The 20,962-nt window shown below is 71.9% G+C and carries 19 protein-coding genes; 5 read left to right on the plus strand and 14 right to left on the minus strand.

Going from position 1 to position 20,962, the window contains the following annotated elements:
• Nucleotides 1–55: 55 nt before the first annotated feature.
• From ACIBEF_RS19150 to ruvC, 7 genes are all read right to left on the minus strand, one after another.
• On the minus strand, nt 56–622 hold the full coding sequence (locus tag ACIBEF_RS19150; protein WP_396794565.1) for an adenine phosphoribosyltransferase: 567 nt from the start codon (nt 620–622) through the stop codon (nt 56–58).
• A gap of 78 nt (nt 623–700) precedes the next feature.
• Complete coding sequence (gene secF, locus ACIBEF_RS19155; protein WP_396794566.1) at nt 701–1,900, minus strand: protein translocase subunit SecF; 1,200 nt, start codon at nt 1,898–1,900, stop codon at nt 701–703.
• A gap of 1 nt (nt 1,901) precedes the next feature.
• Entirely contained in the window at nt 1,902–3,815 is a 1,914-nt protein-coding gene (gene secD / locus ACIBEF_RS19160) for a protein translocase subunit SecD (protein ID WP_396794567.1), read from the minus strand.
• Between the two features lie 277 nt (nt 3,816–4,092).
• Nucleotides 4,093–4,431 carry a preprotein translocase subunit YajC gene (gene yajC / locus ACIBEF_RS19165; RefSeq protein WP_357199605.1) on the minus strand — a complete coding sequence of 113 codons (339 nt, stop codon included), beginning with the start codon at nt 4,429–4,431 and terminating at the stop codon, nt 4,093–4,095.
• Between the two features lie 139 nt (nt 4,432–4,570).
• Complete coding sequence (gene ruvB, locus ACIBEF_RS19170; protein WP_396794568.1) at nt 4,571–5,638, minus strand: Holliday junction branch migration DNA helicase RuvB; 1,068 nt, start codon at nt 5,636–5,638, stop codon at nt 4,571–4,573.
• A gap of 16 nt (nt 5,639–5,654) precedes the next feature.
• Nucleotides 5,655–6,257, minus strand: coding sequence for a Holliday junction branch migration protein RuvA (gene ruvA, locus ACIBEF_RS19175; protein ID WP_210784947.1), 603 nt, complete (start codon nt 6,255–6,257; stop codon nt 5,655–5,657).
• Nucleotides 6,254–6,781 (minus strand): crossover junction endodeoxyribonuclease RuvC, encoded by a 528-nt coding sequence (ruvC, locus tag ACIBEF_RS19180; RefSeq protein WP_396794569.1) that lies wholly within the window; start codon nt 6,779–6,781, stop codon nt 6,254–6,256. Before ruvC ends, ruvA begins: the two co-directional genes overlap by 4 nt.
• Before the next feature lie 968 nt (nt 6,782–7,749).
• Between ruvC and ACIBEF_RS19185 the strand changes: the two genes are divergently transcribed.
• Nucleotides 7,750–8,532, plus strand: coding sequence for a 3-hydroxybutyrate dehydrogenase (locus ACIBEF_RS19185; protein ID WP_124817383.1), 783 nt, complete (start codon nt 7,750–7,752; stop codon nt 8,530–8,532).
• Between the two features lie 14 nt (nt 8,533–8,546).
• A complete protein-coding gene (locus tag ACIBEF_RS19190; protein WP_396794570.1) occupies nt 8,547–10,466 on the plus strand; it encodes a helix-turn-helix domain-containing protein in 1,920 nt (639 codons plus the stop codon).
• Between the two features lie 109 nt (nt 10,467–10,575).
• Here the strand turns inward: ACIBEF_RS19190 and ACIBEF_RS19195 are convergent, their stop codons facing one another.
• The 3 genes from ACIBEF_RS19195 to ACIBEF_RS19205 form a co-directional block, all read right to left on the minus strand.
• Nucleotides 10,576–11,184 carry a TetR/AcrR family transcriptional regulator gene (locus ACIBEF_RS19195; protein WP_357233019.1) on the minus strand — a complete coding sequence of 203 codons (609 nt, stop codon included), beginning with the start codon at nt 11,182–11,184 and terminating at the stop codon, nt 10,576–10,578.
• An 11-nt stretch (nt 11,185–11,195) separates the two neighbouring features.
• A complete protein-coding gene (locus tag ACIBEF_RS19200) occupies nt 11,196–12,764 on the minus strand; it encodes an MFS transporter (protein WP_396794593.1) in 1,569 nt (522 codons plus the stop codon).
• Between the two features lie 84 nt (nt 12,765–12,848).
• Nucleotides 12,849–13,520 carry a transcriptional regulator gene (locus ACIBEF_RS19205; RefSeq protein WP_396794571.1) on the minus strand — a complete coding sequence of 224 codons (672 nt, stop codon included), beginning with the start codon at nt 13,518–13,520 and terminating at the stop codon, nt 12,849–12,851.
• A gap of 142 nt (nt 13,521–13,662) precedes the next feature.
• Here ACIBEF_RS19205 and ACIBEF_RS19210 point away from each other — a divergent pair, with 142 nt between their 5' ends.
• On the plus strand, nt 13,663–14,520 hold the full coding sequence (locus tag ACIBEF_RS19210) for an SPFH domain-containing protein (RefSeq protein ID WP_396794573.1): 858 nt from the start codon (nt 13,663–13,665) through the stop codon (nt 14,518–14,520).
• A 107-nt stretch (nt 14,521–14,627) separates the two neighbouring features.
• Nucleotides 14,628–14,915 (plus strand): hypothetical protein, encoded by a 288-nt coding sequence (locus tag ACIBEF_RS19215; protein ID WP_030488337.1) that lies wholly within the window; start codon nt 14,628–14,630, stop codon nt 14,913–14,915.
• A 146-nt stretch (nt 14,916–15,061) separates the two neighbouring features.
• Here ACIBEF_RS19215 and ACIBEF_RS19220 read toward each other — a convergent pair whose 3' ends face one another.
• From ACIBEF_RS19220 to ACIBEF_RS19230, 3 genes are all read right to left on the minus strand, one after another.
• Nucleotides 15,062–16,237 carry an alcohol dehydrogenase catalytic domain-containing protein gene (locus ACIBEF_RS19220; protein WP_396794575.1) on the minus strand — a complete coding sequence of 392 codons (1,176 nt, stop codon included), beginning with the start codon at nt 16,235–16,237 and terminating at the stop codon, nt 15,062–15,064.
• Entirely contained in the window at nt 16,234–17,688 is a 1,455-nt protein-coding gene (locus ACIBEF_RS19225) for an aldehyde dehydrogenase family protein (RefSeq protein ID WP_396794577.1), read from the minus strand. Before ACIBEF_RS19225 ends, ACIBEF_RS19220 begins: the two co-directional genes overlap by 4 nt.
• A 69-nt stretch (nt 17,689–17,757) precedes the next feature.
• Nucleotides 17,758–18,414 (minus strand): TetR/AcrR family transcriptional regulator C-terminal domain-containing protein, encoded by a 657-nt coding sequence (locus ACIBEF_RS19230; RefSeq protein ID WP_396794578.1) that lies wholly within the window; start codon nt 18,412–18,414, stop codon nt 17,758–17,760.
• A gap of 196 nt (nt 18,415–18,610) precedes the next feature.
• On the opposite strand from ACIBEF_RS19230, the gene ACIBEF_RS19235 reads away from it, so the two are divergent.
• A complete protein-coding gene (locus ACIBEF_RS19235) occupies nt 18,611–19,783 on the plus strand; it encodes an acyl-CoA dehydrogenase family protein (protein ID WP_238670770.1) in 1,173 nt (390 codons plus the stop codon).
• A 25-nt stretch (nt 19,784–19,808) separates the two neighbouring features.
• Here ACIBEF_RS19235 and ACIBEF_RS19240 read toward each other — a convergent pair whose 3' ends face one another.
• On the minus strand, nt 19,809–20,846 hold the full coding sequence (locus ACIBEF_RS19240) for an aminotransferase class V-fold PLP-dependent enzyme (RefSeq protein ID WP_396794579.1): 1,038 nt from the start codon (nt 20,844–20,846) through the stop codon (nt 19,809–19,811).
• Nucleotides 20,847–20,962 lie beyond the last annotated feature (116 nt).

Raw genomic sequence — 20,962 nt, forward strand, 5'->3', positions numbered from 1 at the left:
CGCCGCGTCCATCCGACCGGTCCGGGACCAAACGGTCAGCAGAGTACCGACCGGCTCAAACAGTCAACAGGGCGTGGACGGGACGCGGCGCCAGTCGCTCGCGCCCACCCAGGAAGCCGAGTTCCAGCAGCACCGTGAAGCCGGCGACGGTGCCGCCGGCCCGCTCGACCAGGTCCAGCGTCGCCTCGGCCGTGCCACCGGTGGCCAGCACGTCGTCGACCACCAACACCCGGTGCCCGGCGGTGAAGGCGTCCTCGTGCACTTCGAGGGTGGCCTCGCCGTACTCCAACTCGTAGGAGACCGAGTGCGCGGGGCGCGGCAGCTTGCCGGCCTTGCGCACCGGCACCACGCCCACCCCGGTCGCGTACGCGATGGCCGCCGCGACGACGAACCCGCGCGCCTCGATGCCGACCACCACGTCGAAGGTGTCCCGCCCGTGGTGGGCGACGATCCCGTCGATCACCTCACGGAAGACCGCGCCGTCGGCGAACAGTGGCATCAGGTCCTTGAACATGACGCCGGGCTTGGGAAAGTCGGGCACGTCCAGCACCCGACTGGCGACCAGTCGGGCCACCTCCGGGCCACTGTCCCCGTGCACTGCGGCGCTGTGGGTCTCCGTCACGGCTGTTTCGCTCTCCTTCGACGACGAACGGCGTCCGGCAACAGCATGCCGGACGCCGTTCGGGTGTTTCCTGTCGGGTCAGCGCCGCTTGGCGCCACCCGGACGGTTGCCGCCACCACCCGGGCGACCGCCCCGGGCACCGGTGGACCGCTTGCCCGCCGGCCGAGCGCCCACCTTGGGGGCGGCACCGGCCAGCGCGGCGGCGTCCTGGTCGACCGGCTCGTCGGTCGCGTCGGCCTGGGCCACCGGGCTCGCGGCAGCACCCTTACCGGTGACCTCGCCGCGGCCGATCGCGCCCCGCCGGGTCAGGACGCGCTTGTTGTGCGCCTGGATCCGCGGGTCGTAGTTCTTCAACAGCGCCAGCAGCGGCGTGGCCACCAGGATGGAGGTCAGGAACGCCACCGCCATACCGACGAACAGCACCAGACCCAGGTCCTTCAGCGTGCCGGCACCGAGCAGGCCGGCACCGATGAAGAGCAGACCACCGACCGGCAGCAGGGCCACCACCGAGGTGTTCAACGACCGCATCAGGCTCTGGTTGACGGCCAGGTTGGACGCCTCGGCGTACGTCTGGTTGTTGTTGGCGGTGATGCCCCGGGTGTTCTCCTGGACCTTGTCGAAGACCACCACCACGTCGTAGAGCGCGAAGCCCAGGATGGTGAGGAAGCCGATGATCGTCGACGGGGTGACCTCGAAGCCGACCAGCGAGTAGATGCCGGCGGTGAGGATCAGGTTCGTGATCAGCGAGGCTACCGCGGCCACGGCCATCCGCCACTCGAACCGCAGGATCAGGTAGACCATCACCAGCGCGATGAAGATGACCAGACCGAGTAGGGCCCGCTCGGTCACCTGGCTGCCCCAGGCCTCACTGACCTGGTTGTCGCTGATCTGGTCGGCGCTGATGCCGAGATCCTCGGCGATCTGGGCCTTGACCGCGGTGGCCTGGTCGGCGGTGAGCTGCGGGGTGCGGAGCTCGTAGGAGTCGCCGCCCGGACCGCCGACCTTCTGCGTGGTGGCCACCGTGACGCCGGTGTTCTCGGCGGCGAGGGCCGAGTTGACCTCCCGCTCGGCGTCGTCCAGGGTGCCGACGCTGGCCGGCACCTGGAACGAGTTGCCGCCGGCGAACTCGATGCCCAGGCTGAACCCACGGATCGAGAAGCTGAGGATCGCGATCAGGACCAGGACTCCGGCGACGCCGAACCAGAGCTTGCGTCGACCGACGATGTTGAGACCGGCCTCGCCGTTGTAGAGGCGGCTCGCCAAACCGTTTTCAGCCATCTCAGGCCTCCTTGGCGCGCGGGTTGCGGGGCTGAGTCGGCTGGTTACGAGCCGGCAGTGCTCGGCCCAGACCGCTGACCCGCGGGGACAGGAACGCCTGGGTCCGGGCGAACATCGTCATGATCGGGTGCCGGAAGAGGAAGACCACGACCAGGTCCAGCACGGTGGCGAGGCCGAGCGCGAACGCGAAGCCCTTGACGGTGCCGACCGAGACCACGTAGAGCACCACGGCGGAGAGCAGGGTGATCGCGTTGGCCGAGATGATCGTCCGACGGGCCCGGATCCAGGCGCGGGGCACCGCGCTACGCGGGCTGCGCCCCTCCCGGATCTCGTCTTTCAGTCGTTCGAAGTAGATGACGAACGAGTCCGCCGCCACACCGAGCGAGACGATCATTCCGGCGATGCCGGCGAGGGTGAGCGTGAAGCCGATCTGCCGGCCGAGCACCACCAGCGCGCCGAAGACCAGCAGCGCGGAGAGGATGAGGCTCAGGAAGATCACCGAGCCGAGCAGCCGGTAGTAGAAGAACGCGTAGATGATGACCAGCAGCATGCCGATGCCGGCAGCGAGCAGACCGGCGCGCAGGTGGCTGGCACCCAGCGTGGCGGTGACGTTCTGCGCTTCCTGCTGCTCGAAGGTCACCGGCAGCGCGCCGTAGCGGAGCTGACCGGCGAGGGTGCTGGCGTCCTTCTGGGTGAAGGTGCCGGTGATCTGAGAGTTGCCGGTCAGCACGCCCTGGATCTCCGGGGAGGAGACGATCTTGTTGTCCAGCACGACGGCCACTCGGCACTTGCCGTCCTGGCCCAGGGCGGTCGCGTCGCAGGCCTGACCCTCGTTGTTGAACGCCTCACGGGTCAGCGAGGTCCACTTGCCCTGGCCGTCGCCGGTGAAGTCCAGGCTGACCACCCAGGCGTTGGTCTGGTCGAGCACCGCGTCGGCGTCGGACACGTCGGTGCCTTCGACCTTGGCCTGGTCGAGCAGGTACTTCGTCGCGCCGTCCTCGCAGGAGACCACCTGCTGCTTCGGGTCGGAGATCGACGCCGGGGGGCGCTGGTCGAGCTGCGCGCAGCCGATCGTCGGCACGTTGAACTGCATCTGCGCCGGCAGCACCGCGACCTCCTGCGGAGACAGCGTGCCGAACGGCTTGAGCTTCTCGGCCAACGACGGATCGGCGGTCAGATCGGCTGGGGCCTGCAATCCGTTGGCGGCCTGCCACGCGGCGGCGCCGACCTTCTGCTCGACGACCTTGCGCTGCTGTTCGACGCTGGCCGGCACCGGCTCGGTGCTGGCGCTCGGCGCGGCGGCGCTCGGCGAGGCCGTGGCGGACGCGGAGGGGGTAGGCGTGGCGCTGGGCGACGCCGGGGCCATCCCGCCCTGACCGCCGCTGGGCGACGAGGTCACCTTCGGCGAGGCGCTGCCGGACGGGGTCGCGGCACCGGACGGGGTCGCGCTGCCGGTCGGCGCGGCGCTGCCGGACGGGGTCGGCGTGGCGGCGGGCGGCGCCTCGGCCACCCCGCTGCCGGACGCGCCCTTGAGCACCTTGCGGAAGCGCAACTCGGCCGCTTCGCCCACGTCGTCGAGGTTCCGGTTCTCACCGGGCAGGGAGATGACGATGTTGCGGTTGCCCTCGGTGACCACCTCGGCCTCGGCCACGCCGAACGCGTTGACCCGACTCTCGATGATCTCGCGGGCCTCCTCGAGGTTCTCCGCCGTCGGGGGCTTGCCGTCGACGCTGTTGGTCGCCTCCAGTGTCACCCGCGTGCCGCCGATGAGGTCCAGGCCGAGCTTGGGCTCGAGCCGGTCCTTCCAGCTGCCGCTGGCGCCGGCGAAGAACACCAGAAGATAGAGGACCACGAAGATGAACCCGAGCACGGCGAGCTGCCGCCCGGGGCGCATCTGTCCCTGAGGTGGTGCCACGGCTGTCCTGTCTCCCTGTACGGTCGCGCCGCTGTCACAGCGGCGGCGGTGTCGGGCCGGGGGTCCCGCCCGACGGGTCTGCCTTGAGCCGACGGAATGCCGACACGAGGACCGGGCGCCCCCGGCGCGGAACGCCGACGGTCACGGGAACGTGCCGACGCCCGGCGTCGACCCAACTATCCAGTTTTCACGTCTCGCCCGCTGCCCCGTCCGGGCGCGACGACCCCGGAAGGCGGCCCGGCCGTACGCCGCAATCGCCGCTCCCCGAGGGAAGGGGTCACTCCTTGACGGTGTCCGCGTCCTCGGTGACCGGCTCGCTCGGCAGCTCCGCGCGGGTGACCACCCGCGCGATGGCCGGGCGGGCGTACCGGGTCTGCACGCCCGGGGCGACCTCGATCAGGACGGTGTCGTCCTCGATGCCGGTGACAGTGCCGTAGAGCCCACCGATGGTCACGACCTCGTCGCCGGGGCCGAGGTTGGACTGCATCGCCTCTGCCTCTTTGCGGCGCTTCTGCTGCGGCCGGATCATCATGAAGTACATGACACCGAAGAGCAGGGCGATCATCAGGATCGGCGTGAAACCGCCGGCCCCGCCACCCGCTGCTGCCAATTGCACGGTTACTGACCTTCCCATTGGCCACCTGCCCGGCACCGGGGTGCCGGAGCGGAGGCGGATTCTCACGTCCTGTACAGACCGCGGCGAAGTCTAAACCCTGCACCTGGGAACGCCGAATGCGGCACAGATCACGTTCACATCACGGCTGATCGACGTCCAAGGAGAACAAGTCGGGCACAGGTGCGCTATCCGCACCAAATGTACCATTCGGTGGCGTGCGCCCCAGATGCCGCCAAGCGGCCTCGGTCGCCACCCGCCCCCTCGGCGTACGGGCCAACAGCCCAGCCCGCACCAGGAACGGCTCGCAGACCTCCTCGACCGTGTCCGGCTGCTCCCCCACCGCCACCGCGAGGGTGGACAACCCGACCGGGCCGCCCCGGAACGAGTCGACCAACGCGGTCAACACCGCCCGGTCCAGCCGGTCCAGGCCGAGCGCGTCCACGTCGTACACGATCAGGGCCGCACGCGCCGTGTCGAGATCGACCACCCCGTCCGCCCGGACCTCGGCGTAGTCGCGGACCCGGCGCAGCAGCCGGTTCGCGATCCGGGGCGTGCCCCGGGACCGACCGGCGATCTCGGTGGCGCCCTCCGGGGTGATCGGCACCCCCAGGATCCGCGCCGAACGGTGCAGCAGCGTCTCCAGATCCGCCGGCGCGTAGAAGTCGAGGTGCGCCACGAAGCCGAACCGGTCCCGCATCGGCCCGGTCAACAGACCCGAACGGGTCGTCGCGCCGACCAGGGTGAACGGCTCGACGTCCAGCGGGATCGCCGTCGCCCCGGGCCCCTTGCCCACCACCACGTCGACCCGGAAGTCCTCCATCGCGCTGTACAGCAACTCCTCTGCCGGCCGCGCGATCCGATGGATCTCGTCGATGAAGAGCACGTCGCCCTCGGCGAGGCTGGTGAGGATCGCCGCCAGATCGCCGGAACGCTCGATCGCCGGGCCGCTGGTCACCCGGATGCCCGCGCCCAGCTCGGCGGCGACGATGTTGGCCAGACTCGTCTTACCCAACCCGGGTGGGCCGGACAGCAGGATGTGGTCCGGCGGCGACCCCCGCCGCATCGCGCCCTGCAACAACAGGTCGAGCTGGTCGCGTACCCGATCCTGGGCGATGAACTCGGCCAGCCGCCTCGGCCGCACCGTGGCCTCCGCGTCCCGATCGGCGTCGCTGACGTACGCCGAGACGAGCCCCTCGGTCTCACTCATCGTGCGGCCCGGGCGGTCATCGGGTGCGGCCCAGCAGTCGGATGGCCTGCTTGAGCAGGACCGGCACCGGCGGGGTCTCACCCTCGATCGACTCCGCCACCGCGGCCACCGCCTGATCGGCCTGCCCGGCCGTCCAGCCCAGCCCCACCAGCGCCTGCCGGACCTGGTCGGGCCAGCTGCCGCGGGTCACCCCCGCCGCCCCGTCGGCGCCGATCGGCACCGGGCCGATCCGGTCACGTAGCTCCAGCACCAGACGTTCCGCGCCCTTCTTGCCAATCCCGGGTACGCGGGTCAGGGCGGCCGTGTCCGCGTTGGCGATCGCCTTGCGTACCGCGTCCGGGGTGTGCACCGCCAGCACCGCCTGGGCCAGTCGCGGGCCGACACCACTCGCGGTCTGGAGCAGCTCGAACAGGGACTTGGCGTCGTCGTCGGCGAAGCCGTACAGAGTCAGCGAGTCTTCCCGCACGATCAGACTGGTGGCGAGCCGGGCGACCTGGCCGACCCGCAGCTCCGCGAGGGTCCCCGGGGCGCAGTGCACGGCGAGCCCGACCCCGCCGACCTCGATCACCGCCTGGTCCGGACCCGTCGCGGTCACCGTGCCGCGCACGCTGGCGATCATCGCGCTCCTCCTCGTCGTGCCCGGTCCGCCGCGGCGGCCAGCTTGGAGCGGGTCCCGCCGCGCCACACGTGGCAGATGGCCAGGGCCAGCGCGTCGGCGGCGTCCGCCGGCTTCGGCGGCTCGGCCAGGCGCAACAGCCGGGTCACCATCGCGGTCATCTGCGCCTTGTCGGCCTGACCGGAGCCGGTCACGGCGGCCTTCACCTCGCTCGGGGTGTACGTCTGCACCGGCAGCCCGGCCCGCGCCCCGGCCAGCACGGCGATGCCACTGGCCTGCGCGGTGCCCATCACGGTACGAACGTTGTGCTGACTGAACACGCGCTCGACGGCAACGCTCTCCGGTTGATGCTCGGCGACCAGCTCGTTCAGCGACCGGTCCAGGTGCAACAGGCGCAACGCCAGGTCGTCGGCCGGGTCCGTGTAGACCACGTAGTAGGCGACCAGGGTGCAGGGCTGGCCGGGCACACCCTCGACCACACCCACCCCGCACCGGGTCAACCCCGGGTCCACGCCGAGCACGCGCACGCCGCCCCTTCCCCAGCCATCAGCAGTACGTGTGTTCGACACCCTAACCGGCGCCCTTCCCACCAGCCCCACGGGACACGCCCTCCCACACCCCACCCCCTCACGCCCCACGCGCCCAACGCCGTCTCACCCGCACGCCCCCGCGCGCCCCACGCGCCCGCACCCCCACGCAACGCGGCCCGCGCGCCCCGCAACCCCCCGCAGGCCCCACCCGCCCCCCGCCTCGCGCATCATCCCCCGCCACCCCCGCGCGTCATCCCCCGCACGACAGGGACGAGCCGGCGGCCCCACCCACCGCGCCCCACCCCACCGCGCCCCACCCCACCGCGCCCCACCCCACCGCGCCCCACGCGCCCCGCACCTCGCGCGCCCCGCACCTCGCGCCCCACGCCCGCACGTCCGCAATTGCCCCGCACCCTCGCCCCAAGATCTGCGCAACTTGCCGGATGTTGCTGCCTCCGGCGCGCGAGAGACAGCAACATCCCTGTTATTGCGCGGATCTTGACGACAAACGCCGTTCCGAGTGGCCGGGAGCGGCCTTCGGCGCCCACCGCCGTCAAGGTCACGCTCGATCCAGGATTTAGTGGCCACGGCGCGCCGGGATGCCACTACATCCAGGATGTTGCGCGATCTTGCGGCGCGCGGCGTGGCGGGCTGCGGCAGAGGCCAGTGCCGGCAGCGGGAGGCCCGGCAGGGGCGGTCCGAGGCCCGGCAGGGGCGGTCCGAGGCCCGGCCGGGGCGGCGAGACGGGACCGCGCGGCACAAGGCGCGGCGAGACGGGATGGGCCGGGCGGGCGGGGCGGCGAGATGAGGCGGCAAGGCGAGGCGGCGAGACGAGACGAGGCGAGGCGGAAGGGGGCGGTAGGTGGGAGCGGTTGCAGAGGGCGGGTGGGCCACACAGCTTTGGTACGGAGTATGTGTCGCTGGCCCATGTGCCGGGGAGCACACAGCTCGTAACTTCTTGCGCCATGACGGCAGAACCCGTGGTGGTCCCCCACGTCGTACAGGTCGACCTCTCCGGTCGGACCGCCCTGGTGACCGGGGGCGGCGGCGGCATCGGGCGGGCGTGCGCCCTGCGGCTGGGCGCGGCCGGCGCCAAGGTGCTGGTGGTGGACCGCAACCTGGAGGCGGCCAAGGCGGTGGCCGCCGAGGCCGGGGGCCGGGCCGAGGGCGTGGACCTGTCCGACGCCGCGGCGGTGGATTCGCTCGACGTGGACGTGGACATCGTGGTGAACAACGCCGGGCTCCAGCACGTCGCACCGTTGCAGGACTTTCCCGTCGAGCGGTTCGAGTACATCCAGCGGGTGATGGTCGAGGCGCCGTTCCTGCTGATCCGCCGGGCGCTGCCGCACATGTACGCGCGGGGCTGGGGGCGGATCGTCAACATCTCCTCGGTGCACGGGTTGCGCGCCTCGCCGTACAAGGCGGCCTACGTCTCGGCCAAGCACGCCCTGGAGGGGCTGTCGAAGGTGGTCGCGTTGGAGGGGGCCGCGCACGGCGTCACCGCCAACTGCATCAACCCGGCGTACGTGCGTACCGCGCTGGTGGAGAGCCAGATCGCCGACCAGGCGGCCAGTCACGGCATCGACGAGGCCGAGGTGATCGAGAAGATCATGCTGGCCCGGGCCGCGATCAAACGGTTGATCGAGCCGGAGGAGGTGGCCGAGCTGCTGGCGTACCTCTGCTCGCCGCCGGCGGCGTTCATCACCGGGGCGTCGATCGCCCTCGACGGGGGCTGGACGGCCAACTAGTGGGGCTGAGCACAATGTCGACCATGTCTTCGCCGGTGGAGTTCCTGGAGCTGCTCGCCCGAGAGGCCGCGGCGGTCGAGTTCGAGGGACCCCTGGTGGCCGCGCGGGCCGCCGGGCTGCCGCCGGACCGGCTGGCCGAGCTGGAGCAGGCCAAGTCGGTGGCGTTGCGGGTCCGCGCGCTACTGGAGCGTCGCCGCCGCCGGGAGAGCGAGCTGTCCGGCCTGTACGACACGGTCAGCGACCTGGCGGGGCTGCGCGATCTGGACGACGTGTTGCGGGCGATCGTGCACCGGGCCCGTCATCTGCTGGGCGCGGACGTGGCGTACATGACGCTCAACGACGACGAACGTGGCGACACCTACATGCGAGTGACCGACGGGTCGGTCTCGGCCCGTTTCCAGCGGCTGCGCCTGCCGATGGGTGCCGGTCTCGGTGGCCTGGTGGCCCAGTCCGGCGCCCCGTACGTCACCGCCAACTACGGCGAGGACGCGCGCTTCCACCACACCGGCGAGATCGACGCCGGGGTGGGCGAGGAGGGTCTGGTGGCGATCCTGGGGGTGCCGCTGCGGCTCGGGTCGACCTCGATCGGGGTGCTCTACGCGGCCAACCGTTCGGCCCGGCCGTTCGTTCGGGAGGAGGTGGCGCTGCTGGTGTCGCTGGCCGCGCACGCCGCGGTGGCGATCGACACCGCCCGGCTGCTGACCGAGACCCGTTCGGCGTTGGCCGAGTTGTCGGCGGCGAACACCACCATCCGGGCGCACAGCAGTTCGGTGGAGCGGGCCGCCGCGGCACACGACCGGATGACCGCGCTGGTGCTGCGCGGCGGCGGCGTGGAGGACGTGGCAGCTGCGGTGACCGAGGTGCTGGGCGGCGCGCTGCTGGCGCTGGACGCCGAGGGCCGCCTGCTGGCCCGGGTGGGTGAGATCGAGGAGCCGGACCGCGCGGACATCGTCGAGGCGGTGGCCGCGTCCCGGACCGAGGGGCGCAGCGTACGTCGGGGTCCGCTCTGGTACGCGGCGGTGGTGGCGGGCGCGGAGAACCTGGGCGCCCTGGTGCTGCGCCCGGACGACGAGTTGGTCGACGCCGACCAGCGCATCCTGGAGCGGGCCGCGTTGGTGACCGCGCTGCTGCTGCTGTTCCGCCGGACGGTCGCGGAGGCGGAGGGACGGGTGCGCGGCGAGTTGCTGGACGACCTGATCGCCCGCCCGTTGCGCGACACCGACGCGCTTCGCAGTCGGGCCCGTCGGCTGGGGGTGGACCTGGACGCGCCGCACGTGCTGGTGGCGGTGGGCGACGACGCGATCGCCGCGACCGGTTCGGCTCGGCAGCGGGTGCTGTCCTGGGCCACCACGTACGCGTCGGCGCGCGGCGGGCTGGCCGCGGCGCGCGACGGCCGCGTGGTGCTGATGCTGCCGGGGTTGGACGCGGGCGGCAGCGCCCGCGCGGTGGCCCGGGACCTGTCCCGGGTGACCGGTCGACCGGTGACCGCCGGGGCGAGTGGCCCGTCGGACACGCCGTCGGCGCTGGCCGGGACGTTTCAGGAGGCGGACCGGTGCCTGACGGCGCTGGGCGCGCTGGGCCGCGCCGGGCAGGGCGCGAGCACCGTGGAGTTGGGCTTCGTCGGGTTGTTGCTGGGCACGGTCGGTGACCGGGGCGAGAAGGACGTGGACCAGTTTCTCACCGCCACCGTCGGGCCGGTGCTCGACTACGACGCTCGGCGCGGTACGGCTCTGGTGAAGACGCTGGAGGCGTACTTCGGTGTGGGCGGCAGCCTGGCCCGGGCCGCCGAGCAACTGCACGTGCACGTCAACACGGTGACCCAGCGGTTGGAGCGGGTCGGGCAGTTGCTCGGCGTCGACTGGCAGCGGCCCGAGCGGGCGCTGGAGGTGCAACTCGCGCTGCGCCTGCACCGACTGCGCGCACCGGCCGGCTGACCGAGGCCGGCCGGCGGCAGGAACGCCGTCGACCGAGCACGCGGCGATCAGCGGGCGGGCAGACGCCCAGCCTCAGCCGGGCACGAACGCGCCGACCGAACGCGCGGCGTCAGCGGGCCCGGATGCCCTCCAGCACGGCGTCGACGACCCGTTCGGGCAGGGTCTGCTCGTCCAGGTCCGGGTTCCACTGGAGCACCCGCTGGATCAGCATCGGCCCGGTGAGCAGCGCCATCGTCACCTCGACGTCGATGTCGGCGCGCAGCACCCCCTCGTCGATGCCGCGCCGCAGCACCTCGCGCATCAGCTGCCGTCGGGGCGAGATGATGTTCTGGTAGAGCTGGAACTGGTCGGCGCTGCGGTTCACCGCGGGTGCTAGGCAGGGCATGATCTTGGCTGCCCGCGGGTCGACGTTCTTGCCGATCGCGCCGACCAGCAGCACCAGGTCGTCGCGGACGGAGTGGCCCGCCGGCTGGGCCATGACGCCCTTGAGGCGGCGCAACGCGTCCAGCAGCAACGCGTCCTTGCCGGCCCAGCGCCGGTAGATGGTGGCCTTGCCGACTCCGGCGCGGGCGGCGATAGCCTCGATCGAGAGCGCCTCGATGGTGCTGCCCTCGGCGAGCAGGTCGAGGGTGGCCTCGATGATGGCCTCGTCGGCGCGGATGCTCCGCGGTCGACCGGGCGACCGCGGAGCATCGGCAGTGGACGTCATTTCCGTCATTCTTCCCGGACCTATGCCGTGCCGGCCAACTCAGGCTCGGCGACCGGCGCCGCCGGGGCGACGCTCGCGTCCTCCTTGCCCGGCATCCAGCGCAGCACCACGATCATCCCGAGTGCGGCGATCACCGCGGACAGCCCGGCTGCCCAGTGCATGGCGGTGACGAAGGCGTCGTTGGCCGCCGAGATCAGACCCGGCGCCGCCGGGCCGAGCTGGCCCGCCGCCGCGTACGCCCCGGAGATCGACTCGTTGGCCGCGTCCTTGGCCTGGGTGGGTAGACCGGTCAGGGCGTCACCGATGTCGCTGCGGTAGACCGCTGAGAGCACCGAGCCGAGGACGGCCACGCCGAGCGCGCCGGCCACCTGGCGGATGGTGTTGCTGACCGCGGAGCCCACACCGGCCTTCTCCCGGGGCAGCGCCGACATGATCGACTCGGTGGCCGGCGGCATGATGTTGGCCATCCCGGCGCCCTGGATGAGGAAGACCAGCAGCACGATCCAGATCGGGGTGGAGGCGCCGATGAAGACGAAGGCAGCGAGGGACACCACCGTCAACCCCAACCCGACGGCGGCGACGGCCTTACCGCCGTAGCGGCGGACCATCGCGGCGCTGCGCGGCGCGAAGACCAGCTGGGCGCCGGCGAAGGGCAGGAAGAGCAGGCCGGTCTGCAACGGGCTGTAGTCGCGTACGAGTTGCAGGTAGAACGAGCCGAAGAACATCGAGCCCATCGCGGCGAAGAAGACCAGGCCGACGATGGCGACCGGCGCGGCGAACCGGGGCACCTTGAACAGTCGGACGTCCAGCGACGGGTGGTCGCTGCGCCGCTCGTGCTGCACGAACCAGGCCAGCACCGCGATGCCCACCAGGATCGAGCCCCAGGCCACCGGGCGGTCGAAGCCGTGCTCGCCGCCGTCGATGATGCCGTAGGAGAGGGCCACCAGGCCGACCACGGAGAGCAGCACGCCGAGTACGTCGATCCGGCCGGGCCGCGGGTCACGCGACTCGGGGACCAGCAGCGCCACCAGGACCACGCCGGCGGCGACCACCGGCACGTTGATCAGGAAGACCGAGCCCCACCAGAAGTGCTCCAGCAGCGCGCCGCCGAGGATCGGGCCGATCGCCACGGCGAGACCGACCGCGCCGGCCCAGACACCGATGGCCCGACCACGCTCGCGCGGGTCGAAGACGTTGGAGATGATCGACAGTGTCACCGGCATGATGGCCGCGCCGCCGACCCCCATCAGGGCGCGGGCCGCGATGAGCTGTCCGGGGCTCTGGGCGTACGCGGAGAGCAGCGACGCCAGGCCGAACAGCACCAGTCCGATCATCAGGAAGCGCTTGCGGCCGGCGCGGTCGCCGAGGACTCCGAAGGTGAACAGCAGCCCGGCGAAGACGAGCGTGTAGGAGTTGATGGACCACTCCAGCTCGCCCTGGCTGGCGCCGAGACCGTGCACCGGGTCGGCCAGGGTGCGCAGGGCGACGTTGAGGATCGTGTTGTCGAGGACGACCACGAGGAGGCTGATCACCAGCACCCCCAGGATCGCCCACCGCCTCGGGTGTCCGGTGTTGTTGTGCAGCTCCATGCCTGGCTTTCCCCCCACGCTTGTCACCCGAGACGCAATACGATACGGGTCAGACTCGTAACGCGGATCAGCCTACGACGCGCATTAACGATACGGCACCGATCCGTATCGTATGTGGTGGGCATCACGCCCGGACGCGACCGACAGGCAGGCGTCGACGGCCTCCGTCAACGTGCCGAGACGCACCGCCGGACCGCTGAGCGGCTCGATCCAGCCCGGCCCCGCGCCGTACACCCGAAGGCGCGGAAAGTCCCGGGCGAAGCGCACCAGGCGGTACGCGCGGCCGGTCAGCGGCGTCTGCGACCAGAGCACGACGGTGCGCGGACGGGCCCGGTACACCGCACTGGTGAGCGCGGACCAGGGAAGCGCGGGGCCAAGGTTCAGACAGCCGCGGCCCTGCTCGCGCAACGCGGCGGCGAGCGCCAGCAGACCCAGGCTGTGCGCCTCCTTCTCGGCACCGGCCAGCAACAACCCGCCGGCGGGCAGTGACCGGCCCGGCTCCCGGCGGTACGCGTCCAACCCGACTCGGACGCCCTCGAAGAGGGCGTGCTCGATGACGATCTCGGCGGCGGTACGCCCCGACAGCCGGGCCAGCAGCGGCCGGCAGACCTGATCCCACAGCGCCGGCACGCCCCACGCCTGGACCAACTCCAGCACCAGCGTCGCGACGCCGTTGGCGTCCAGGTCCTCGGCCGCCAGCAAAACCTGCTTGCGCGCGATCTCCACGGCCTCCGCCGACATCGGATCGGTCAGCACCAGACGTACCCCCGGGTAGACGTTCTCTACCCGGGTGTTCGCTCGACGTGCGCACGACGGATGCGCCGTCGCACAATTTCCGCGACTTGACCGGACCCCCTAGGTTGATGATCCACACAGCCCACCGGAAGGTCTCCACCCCATGCCCGTCGGCTTCACCATGGCGATCGTCTTCGCCGTCGCCCTGGCGGTCAGCGCCGTCGTCGCTCTCGTCGCTCCCGCACGGCCACTCAAGCGGATGGCCGCCCTCGCGGCGCTCGGCTTCCTCGCCCTCACGCTGGTGGTCGGCGTCGCCTCCAGCGCCCATTCCGTGCCCATCCGCTCGGTCGGCATCGTCACCAGCTTCGGCAAGCCCACCGGGAAGGTGACCGGCTCGGGCCTGAAGTGGGTGGCGCCCTGGCAGAAGGTCGGCGAGTGGGACGCGGGCCGCCAGAAGTACGACCACATCGGTGGCAACAACTGCGTCCGCGTGCGCACCGGCACCCTCGCCGACGCCTGCGTCGAGGTGCTGGTCGAATGGCAGGTCAAGCCGGAGAACGCGCCGAAGCAGTTCATGGACTACAAGGGCGACTTCGGCAGCTTCCGGGGTCAGCGGGTGGGTGTGCAGCTGGACAGCGCGGTCAACGACGCCTTCGCCGCGTACAACCCGCTGGAGAAGATCGACGCCCAGACCGGCGACCTCAACGTCGACCTGAAGCCGTTCTCCGCGAACATCAAGACCAGCGCGGAGGCGCGCCTCACCACTGACGTCGACATCCTCTCGGTGACCATCACCCGGGTGAACCACGACGACAAGACCGAGGGCAACATCAAGGCGTTCCAGGACAAGCTGGCGCAGACCCGCAACCTGGAGCAGGACCGCAAGAACGCCGAGATCTCCAAGCAGATCACCGAGACCAACGCGAAGGTCGACAAGGTGACACGTTGTCTGGAGATCGCGGAGAAGAACGGTGCGAACCCGGGGCTCTGCATCAACCCGGGCATCGTCACCGGCAAGTGATCCGAGGCCGGCCCACCACTGGCGGGTCGGCCAGAAGTCGACCGAATCGCCGCCACGGGGCACCTGTGCCGCCGCGATCGGCGTTGTCCGGGTTAGCCTTTGCACATATGGCTACCTTCCGCAGCGCCTCAGTGCTCCTTTCCTCAGACGGCACCAGGACCCCCGGCACCGCCGCGCTCTTCGCCGAGCCGGCCCGTAGGGGCGGAATTCCGCCCTGGGCAGGCGACTTCCGACCTGCCAACAGCGCCGGAAACGGCCCCAAGAACGCGGTCGGAAAGACCTTCACCCTGGAGCTGCCCGACGGCAGCACCGGCAAAGTCGTCGTCCAGGGCCTCAAGAGCGGCAAGGGTGGCGTCGTGCTGGCGCTGATGGGCGAGGACGCCCCACCCTTCTGATCAGTCGTCCGGTTCTCGTCACTGGGACGCCCAGGCTGGCCCCACCCGGGGTCAGCCTGGGCGTCTGGCCCCAGGTACCCGGGGTCGACCCTCGCGATCGACCCCGGGGGCTCGGCAGCATCACGCTGATCGGGTGAGGCGCCAGCTCAATCCAGGGTGACCACCCAGCGGGCGCCCTCGCCCCGGGCCAACCGGTCGAACGCGGCGGGCGCGTCGTCCAACGGAATCGTCCCGCTGACCAGCACACCCAGATCAAGTGCGCGATCGGCGAGCTCGGCGGCCAGCACCGGCACCTCCCGGTCCGGATCGGACGAGCCGTACACCGAGGAGCGCAGGGTGCGCGCGGAGTGGAAGATGTCCAGCGCGCCCAGGCTGACCATGTCGTCCTTGGCGCCCATGCCGACCACTGTCACCGCTCCCCCGCGCCGGGTCAGCCGCCAGGCGGCGCGGATGGTGGCGGCCCGACCGACGCACTCGAAGGCGTGGTCGACGCCCCGGCTCTCGGTGCGCGCCCGTACCTCCTTGGAAAGCCGGTCGTCGGAGAGCAGGAAGTCGGTCGCGCCGGCGGCGAGCGCCAGGTCCCGTTTCGCCTCGGCGACGTCGATGGCCAGGATGGTCGTGGCACCGGCCCGGCGGGCCGCGCTGAGCACGGCGAGCCCGACCCCACCGAGCCCGACGACCGCGACCGACTCGCCGGGTGTCACCCGGGCGGTGTTCCGGACCGCACCGACGCCGGTGAGCACCGCACAGCCGAGCAGTGCGGCCTGCTCGGGCGGCAGCCCGGCGGGGATCGGAATGACGGCACGCTCGGGTACCACCACCGCCTCGGCGAGCGCGCCGAGGCCGAGGGTCAGGTGCAACGGGACCCCGTCGTCGGTCTCGCCGCGCGACACGGTCGGGGCCGTGGTGTCGGCGCAGAGCCACGGCTCGCCACGCCGACACCACCAGCAGGCCCGGCACGCCGGAGCCCAGTTGAGCACCACCGGTGTGCCGACGGTCAGCTGACTGCCCGGCCCGACCTCGGCCACCACACCGGTCGCCTCGTGCCCGAGCACCAGCGGGAACCTCGCGGCGAGGGTGCCGTTGACCATGGACAGGTCGGAGTGGCAGACACCGGCCGCCCGGATCGTCACCCGCACCTCGCCGGGGCCGGGCGCGGGCAGGCGTACCCGCTCGACCCGCAGTTCGGCGCCGGAACCGCGCGCGACCAACGCGCGAACGATGACCGGCGCGGACGCCGGTCCGGTGCCGCCACCCGGCGCGGCCGGGGACAGGTCGGGACGGCCTGCGGGCACGGCCGGGGACAGCTCGGGACCGGTCATCGCTGGATCGCCTTCAGCTCGCAGAACTCGGCCAGCCCGTGCACGCCCAACTCCCGGCCCAGGCCGGACTGCTTGTAGCCACCGAACGGGGCGAGCGGGTTGAACGGGGCGCCGTTGATGTCGACGGCGCCGGTACGCAGCCGCCGGGCCACCGCGAGCGCCGCGTCGGTGTCGGCGGACCAGACCGCGCCGGCCAGCCCGTACTTCGAGTTGTTGGCGATGGCGACCGCCTCGTCGGTGTCGGCGAACGGGATGACGGCGAGCACCGGGCCGAAGACCTCCTCCTGGGCGAGCGCGCTGTCGGGGTGCACGTCGGCGAAGACGGTCGGGGCGACGAAGTGCCCCCGGGTCGGCACCGGGGCGTCGGGCCCGCCGGCGACCAGCCGGGCGCCGTCGGCGAGGGCCCGGTCGATGTGGCCCCGCACCCGCTCGGCCTGGGCGGCGGAGACCAGCGGGCCGAGCCGGGTCGCCCGATCGAACGGGTCGCCGAGTCGGTAGCCGGCCACCGCCGCGGCGATCAGGTCGAGGGCTTCGTCGTACCGGTCGCGGTGCACCAGCATTCGGGTCCAGGCGGTACAGGTCTGCCCGGAGTTGAGCAGGGCGTTGCCGACGCCCACCCTGACGGCGGTGGCCAGGTCGGCGTCGGGGAGGATCACGTTGGCGGACTTGCCGCCCAGCTCCAGCGCGACCCGGGCGATCCGGTCGGCGGCGAGCCGCATGATTCGCGCACCGGTGGCGGTGGAGCCGGTGAAGGAGACCAGGTCGACGTCGGGGTGCCCGGCAAGTGCCTCACCCACCACCGACCCGGTGCCGGGCACCAGGTTGAGCACGCCCGGCGGCAGGCCGGCCTCGGTGACCGCGTCGAAGAGCAGGTACGCGGTCAACGGGGTCAGCTCGCTGGGTTTGAGCACCACAGTGCAGCCGGCGGCCAGGGCGGGTGCGAGCTTCGCCACCACCTGGTGCAGTGGGTAGTTCCACGGGGTGATCGCGCCGACCACGCCGATCGGCTCCCGGACGACGAGGGAGTTGCCGATGCTCTCCTCGACCGGCGCGCGGGCGGCGAGCGCGACGTGGTCGCGCAGCACGGTCAGGGGGAGCCCGACCTGCACCCGGGTGGCGAGCTTGAGCGGAGATCCCAGCTCGACGGCGATGGTGCGGGCGAGGTCGTCGGCGCGGGCGGTGAGCGCCGCGTGCAGCCGGTCGAGGTGGGCGGAGCGCTCGGCGGGGGTGGCGGCCGACCAGCCGGGAAACGCGGACCGGGCCGCGGCAACGGCCCGATCCACGTCGGCCGGGGTGCCGGCCGGCACCTGCCCGATCAGCTCCCCGGTGCTCGGGTTCTCCACGTCGAGGAGGCCGGCGTCGGCAGGAGGAGTCCACTCCCCGCCGACGTGCAGGTGACGCCGCAGGCGCAGGGAGTCGGGCAACAGCGACGGCGGGGCGGCGAGGTCCATGTCGTCCCTTCGAGGGGGTGGGCGATGGGGTCGCGACGGGCGATGAAACTAGCGCTGGGAGTTTGGACGCTACCCGTTGGGCCGGGTGGACTCCACCGTGTCGACGCTGCGGGTGTACTCGGCGGCCAGACCGTGCAGCAGGGCATCCAGGCCCAGGGCGAAGGCTCCCTCGTCCACGCTCTGCTGGTGCTCGGCGAGCCGGTGGGCCTGGCGCAGGTGCGGGTAGTGCGCCGCGTACAGCTCGGGGTCCTCGACGAAACCGCGGGCGAACGAGCCGAGCGCCGACCCGGCCACGAAGTAGCGCAGCGCCGCGCCGATGTGGGTGGCCCGGGCCGGCGGCCAACCGGCCCGGACCAGCCCTCCGTAGACCGCGTCCGCCATGGCGAGGGCCGCCGGTCGACGACCCGGGCCCTGCGCCAGGTACGGCACGACGTTCGGGTGCGCGGTGAGCGCCCGCCGGTACGACCACGCCCAGTCCCGCAGCGCGGCGAGCCAGTCCCGGCTGGCGAAGCCGCTGGTGTCGACGGCACCGGTGACCGTGTCGGCGACCGCGTCGAGGATCTCGTCCTTGGTGGCGAAGTGGTTGTAGAGCGAGGGACCCTGCACGCCGAGCGCGGCGGCGAGTCGGCGGGTGGAGAGCGCGTCGAGCCCGTCGGCGTCGATCAGCGCGAGCGCCGTCTCGACGATCCGGTCGCGGGTGAGCAGAGGCCGTCGAGGTCGGGGCACGTCAGAACTCCTCGGTCTGCGGTGTCCCTCCCCGTGGGAACCACCTGTTCACGCACCCTATCGGGGACCACCTGCGGACGGGCGTCACCACGTCGGCCGGAGGAGGGGTCTGGACGAATGAAAACTTACACCGCTAGTTTATGAGGGACCGCTACGGCCCGTGGCGGCGCACCACCACGCCGACCGAGGGGGAACCGTGGACTTCGCACTGTCCGACGAGGAACGCGCCGTCCGGGACACCGTGCGCGCGTTCATCACCCGCGAGGTGATGCCCCTGGAAGCGGAGGTGCTCCGCCGGGAACGGGCGCACCAGCCGGGCCTCGACCACTCCGAGGTGCGCGAACTGCAACTGAAGGCGCGCAAGTTCGGCTTCTGGGGCCTGGCCACCCCGGAGGAGTACGGCGGGATGAACCTGCCAGCCGTACTCCAGTCGTTGATCTGGACCGAGCTGGGCCGGACCTTCGTGCCGTTCCGCTTCGGCGGCGAGGCGGACAACATCCTGTTCCACGCCACCGAGGAACAGAAGCGGGAGTTCCTCATCCCGACCATCGAGGGCGAACGACGCTCCTGCTTCGCGATCACCGAGCCGGGTGCCGGATCCGACGCGGCCAACATCCGGCTGTCCGCCCGCCGCGACGGCGACGACTGGATCCTCGACGGCGAGAAGACCTTCATCACCGGCGGTCACGACGCCGACTTCGCCATCGTGGTCGCCGTGACCGACCGGGAGAAGGGCGCCCGCAACGGCGGCGCCACCGCGTTCCTGGTGGACCGGTCGATGGGCTGGCGCTCGGAGTTCATCCAGACCATGGGTGAGGGCGGGCCCGCGTCACTCATCTTCGACGGCGTACGCGTGCCGCACCGCAACATCCTCGGTGAGATCGGGCAGGGCTTCACGCTCGGCATGGAGTGGATCGGCAAGGGGCGCTACACCATCCCGTCGCACGCCATCGGCATCGCAGAGCGGGTGTTGCAGATGGCCATCGAGTACGCCAACACCCGGGAAACCTTCGGCACGAAGATCGGCACCAACCAGGCCATCCAGTGGATGATCGCCGACTCGGAGACAGAGCTGGAGGCCGCCCGCTGGCTGGTGCTGCGCTCGGCGTGGACGGTCGACGCGGGCCTGGACCCCCGGCACGCCTCGTCGATGGGCAAGCTCTACGGCGCCGGCATGGTCAACCGGGTGGTCGACCGGGTGCTCCAGATCCACGGCGGCATGGGCTACACCCGGGAGCTGCCGATCGAACGCTGGTACCGGCAGGTCCGGCTCTACCGGATCTTCGAGGGCACCGACGAGATGCAGCGACTGATCATCTCGCGGGACCTGCTGCGCGGGTACACGAAGATCGGTGGCCACCTGGCCTGACGCCCGGCCGTCCTCGGCACCAGGTTCAGCCGGTCAACGCCGTCAACGCGGCGTCCACGTCGGCCTCGGTGGAGTAGATGTGGAACGAGGCCCGCACCCGGCCGGCGCGCACCGCCGCCCGGATGCCGGCCGCCGCCAGACGCTGCTCCGCGTCCGGCACGTCCACGCTGACGATGGCGCTCTCCCCCGGCGCCCGGCCCAGCCCGGTCAGGAAGCGGTTGGCCAGCGCCACGTTGTGCGCCCCGATCGCCGGCACGCCGATCTCGGCGACCACCTCCAGGGCGGGCGCCGCACCGACCCAGCTGAACCAGGCCGGTGAGATGTCGAACCGGCGGGCGTCGTCGGCCAGCCGCAGCGGCGGGCCGTAGTAGGAGGCGTGCGGGTCACGGCCCGCGTACCAGCCGGCCGCGTCGGGGCGCAGCCGCTCGCGCAACCCGGGGGCCAGATAGGCGTACGCGGTCCCGCGCGGATTCATCAGCCACTTGTAGCCGCCCACCGCCACCACGTCGGCCCGGCTGCCGTCGAACGGCAGCCAGCCGCACGCCTGGGTCGCGTCCACCGCCACCAGCGCGTCGTGCGCGCGGGCCGCGGCCACGATCTCGTCGTACGGCGCGACCGCCCCGTCGGCCGACTGCACCAGGCTGAACGCCACCAGGTCGGTATCGGCGTCGATGGCGTCGACCAGAGACCCCAGCGGCACCGTGCGGACCGTGACGCCACGCTCCTCCTGGACCAGCCAGGGGAAGAGATTCGAGGTGAACTCGACCTCGGGGACCACCACCGTGGCACCGGCCGGCAGCGCCGCCGCGACCGGCGCGAGGAGCTGGGACACCGCCACGCCGACGGCCACGTCAGCGACCGGCACCCCGATGAGGCCGGCGAAGGTGACCCGAGCCCGGCTCGTCGACTCGCCCCAGCCCTCCCACGACGTACGACCGACCCGCCAGACCGCGAGAGCCTCCTGCAACGCCGCCCACGCCGGCTCCGGCGGCAACCCGTAACTGGCGGTGTTCAACCAGCCCGGTTCCGGCTTCCACAGCTTCTGCGCCTGCTCGATCTCCATGCCCTCGACGCTATGCCGAACGACGCGCGACGGGCACGACCAATCGGCGACCTGTGGCGCGCTCCCGGGGCTCGGCGACCTGTGGCGCGCTCCCGGGGCTCCGAGCTGCGTCAGTA

Source organism: Micromonospora sp. NPDC050795 (assembly GCF_044456785.1).
GTDB lineage: Bacteria > Actinomycetota > Actinomycetes > Mycobacteriales > Micromonosporaceae > Micromonospora.

Excerpts from the sequence above, each read along its gene's own strand:
- ACIBEF_RS19225 (WP_396794577.1), bottom strand. The coding sequence starts at position 17,688 with ATGGACCTCGCCGCCCCGCCGTCGCTGTTGCCCGACTCCCTGCGCCTG.
- ACIBEF_RS19195 (WP_357233019.1), bottom strand. The coding sequence starts at position 11,184 with ATGACGGAAATGACGTCCACTGCCGATGCTCCGCGGTCGCCCGGTCGA.
- ACIBEF_RS19215 (WP_030488337.1), top strand. The coding sequence starts at position 14,628 with ATGGCTACCTTCCGCAGCGCCTCAGTGCTCCTTTCCTCAGACGGCACC.
- ACIBEF_RS19190 (WP_396794570.1), top strand. The coding sequence starts at position 8,547 with ATGTCGACCATGTCTTCGCCGGTGGAGTTCCTGGAGCTGCTCGCCCGA.
- ACIBEF_RS19185 (WP_124817383.1), top strand. The coding sequence starts at position 7,750 with ATGACGGCAGAACCCGTGGTGGTCCCCCACGTCGTACAGGTCGACCTC.
- ACIBEF_RS19220 (WP_396794575.1), bottom strand. The coding sequence starts at position 16,237 with ATGACCGGTCCCGAGCTGTCCCCGGCCGTGCCCGCAGGCCGTCCCGAC.
- secF (WP_396794566.1), bottom strand. The coding sequence starts at position 1,900 with ATGGCTGAAAACGGTTTGGCGAGCCGCCTCTACAACGGCGAGGCCGGT.
- ACIBEF_RS19200 (WP_396794593.1), bottom strand. The coding sequence starts at position 12,764 with ATGGAGCTGCACAACAACACCGGACACCCGAGGCGGTGGGCGATCCTG.
- ruvB (WP_396794568.1), bottom strand. The coding sequence starts at position 5,638 with ATGAGTGAGACCGAGGGGCTCGTCTCGGCGTACGTCAGCGACGCCGAT.
- ruvA (WP_210784947.1), bottom strand. The coding sequence starts at position 6,257 with ATGATCGCCAGCGTGCGCGGCACGGTGACCGCGACGGGTCCGGACCAG.
- ACIBEF_RS19240 (WP_396794579.1), bottom strand. The coding sequence starts at position 20,846 with ATGGAGATCGAGCAGGCGCAGAAGCTGTGGAAGCCGGAACCGGGCTGG.
- ACIBEF_RS19210 (WP_396794573.1), top strand. The coding sequence starts at position 13,663 with ATGCCCGTCGGCTTCACCATGGCGATCGTCTTCGCCGTCGCCCTGGCG.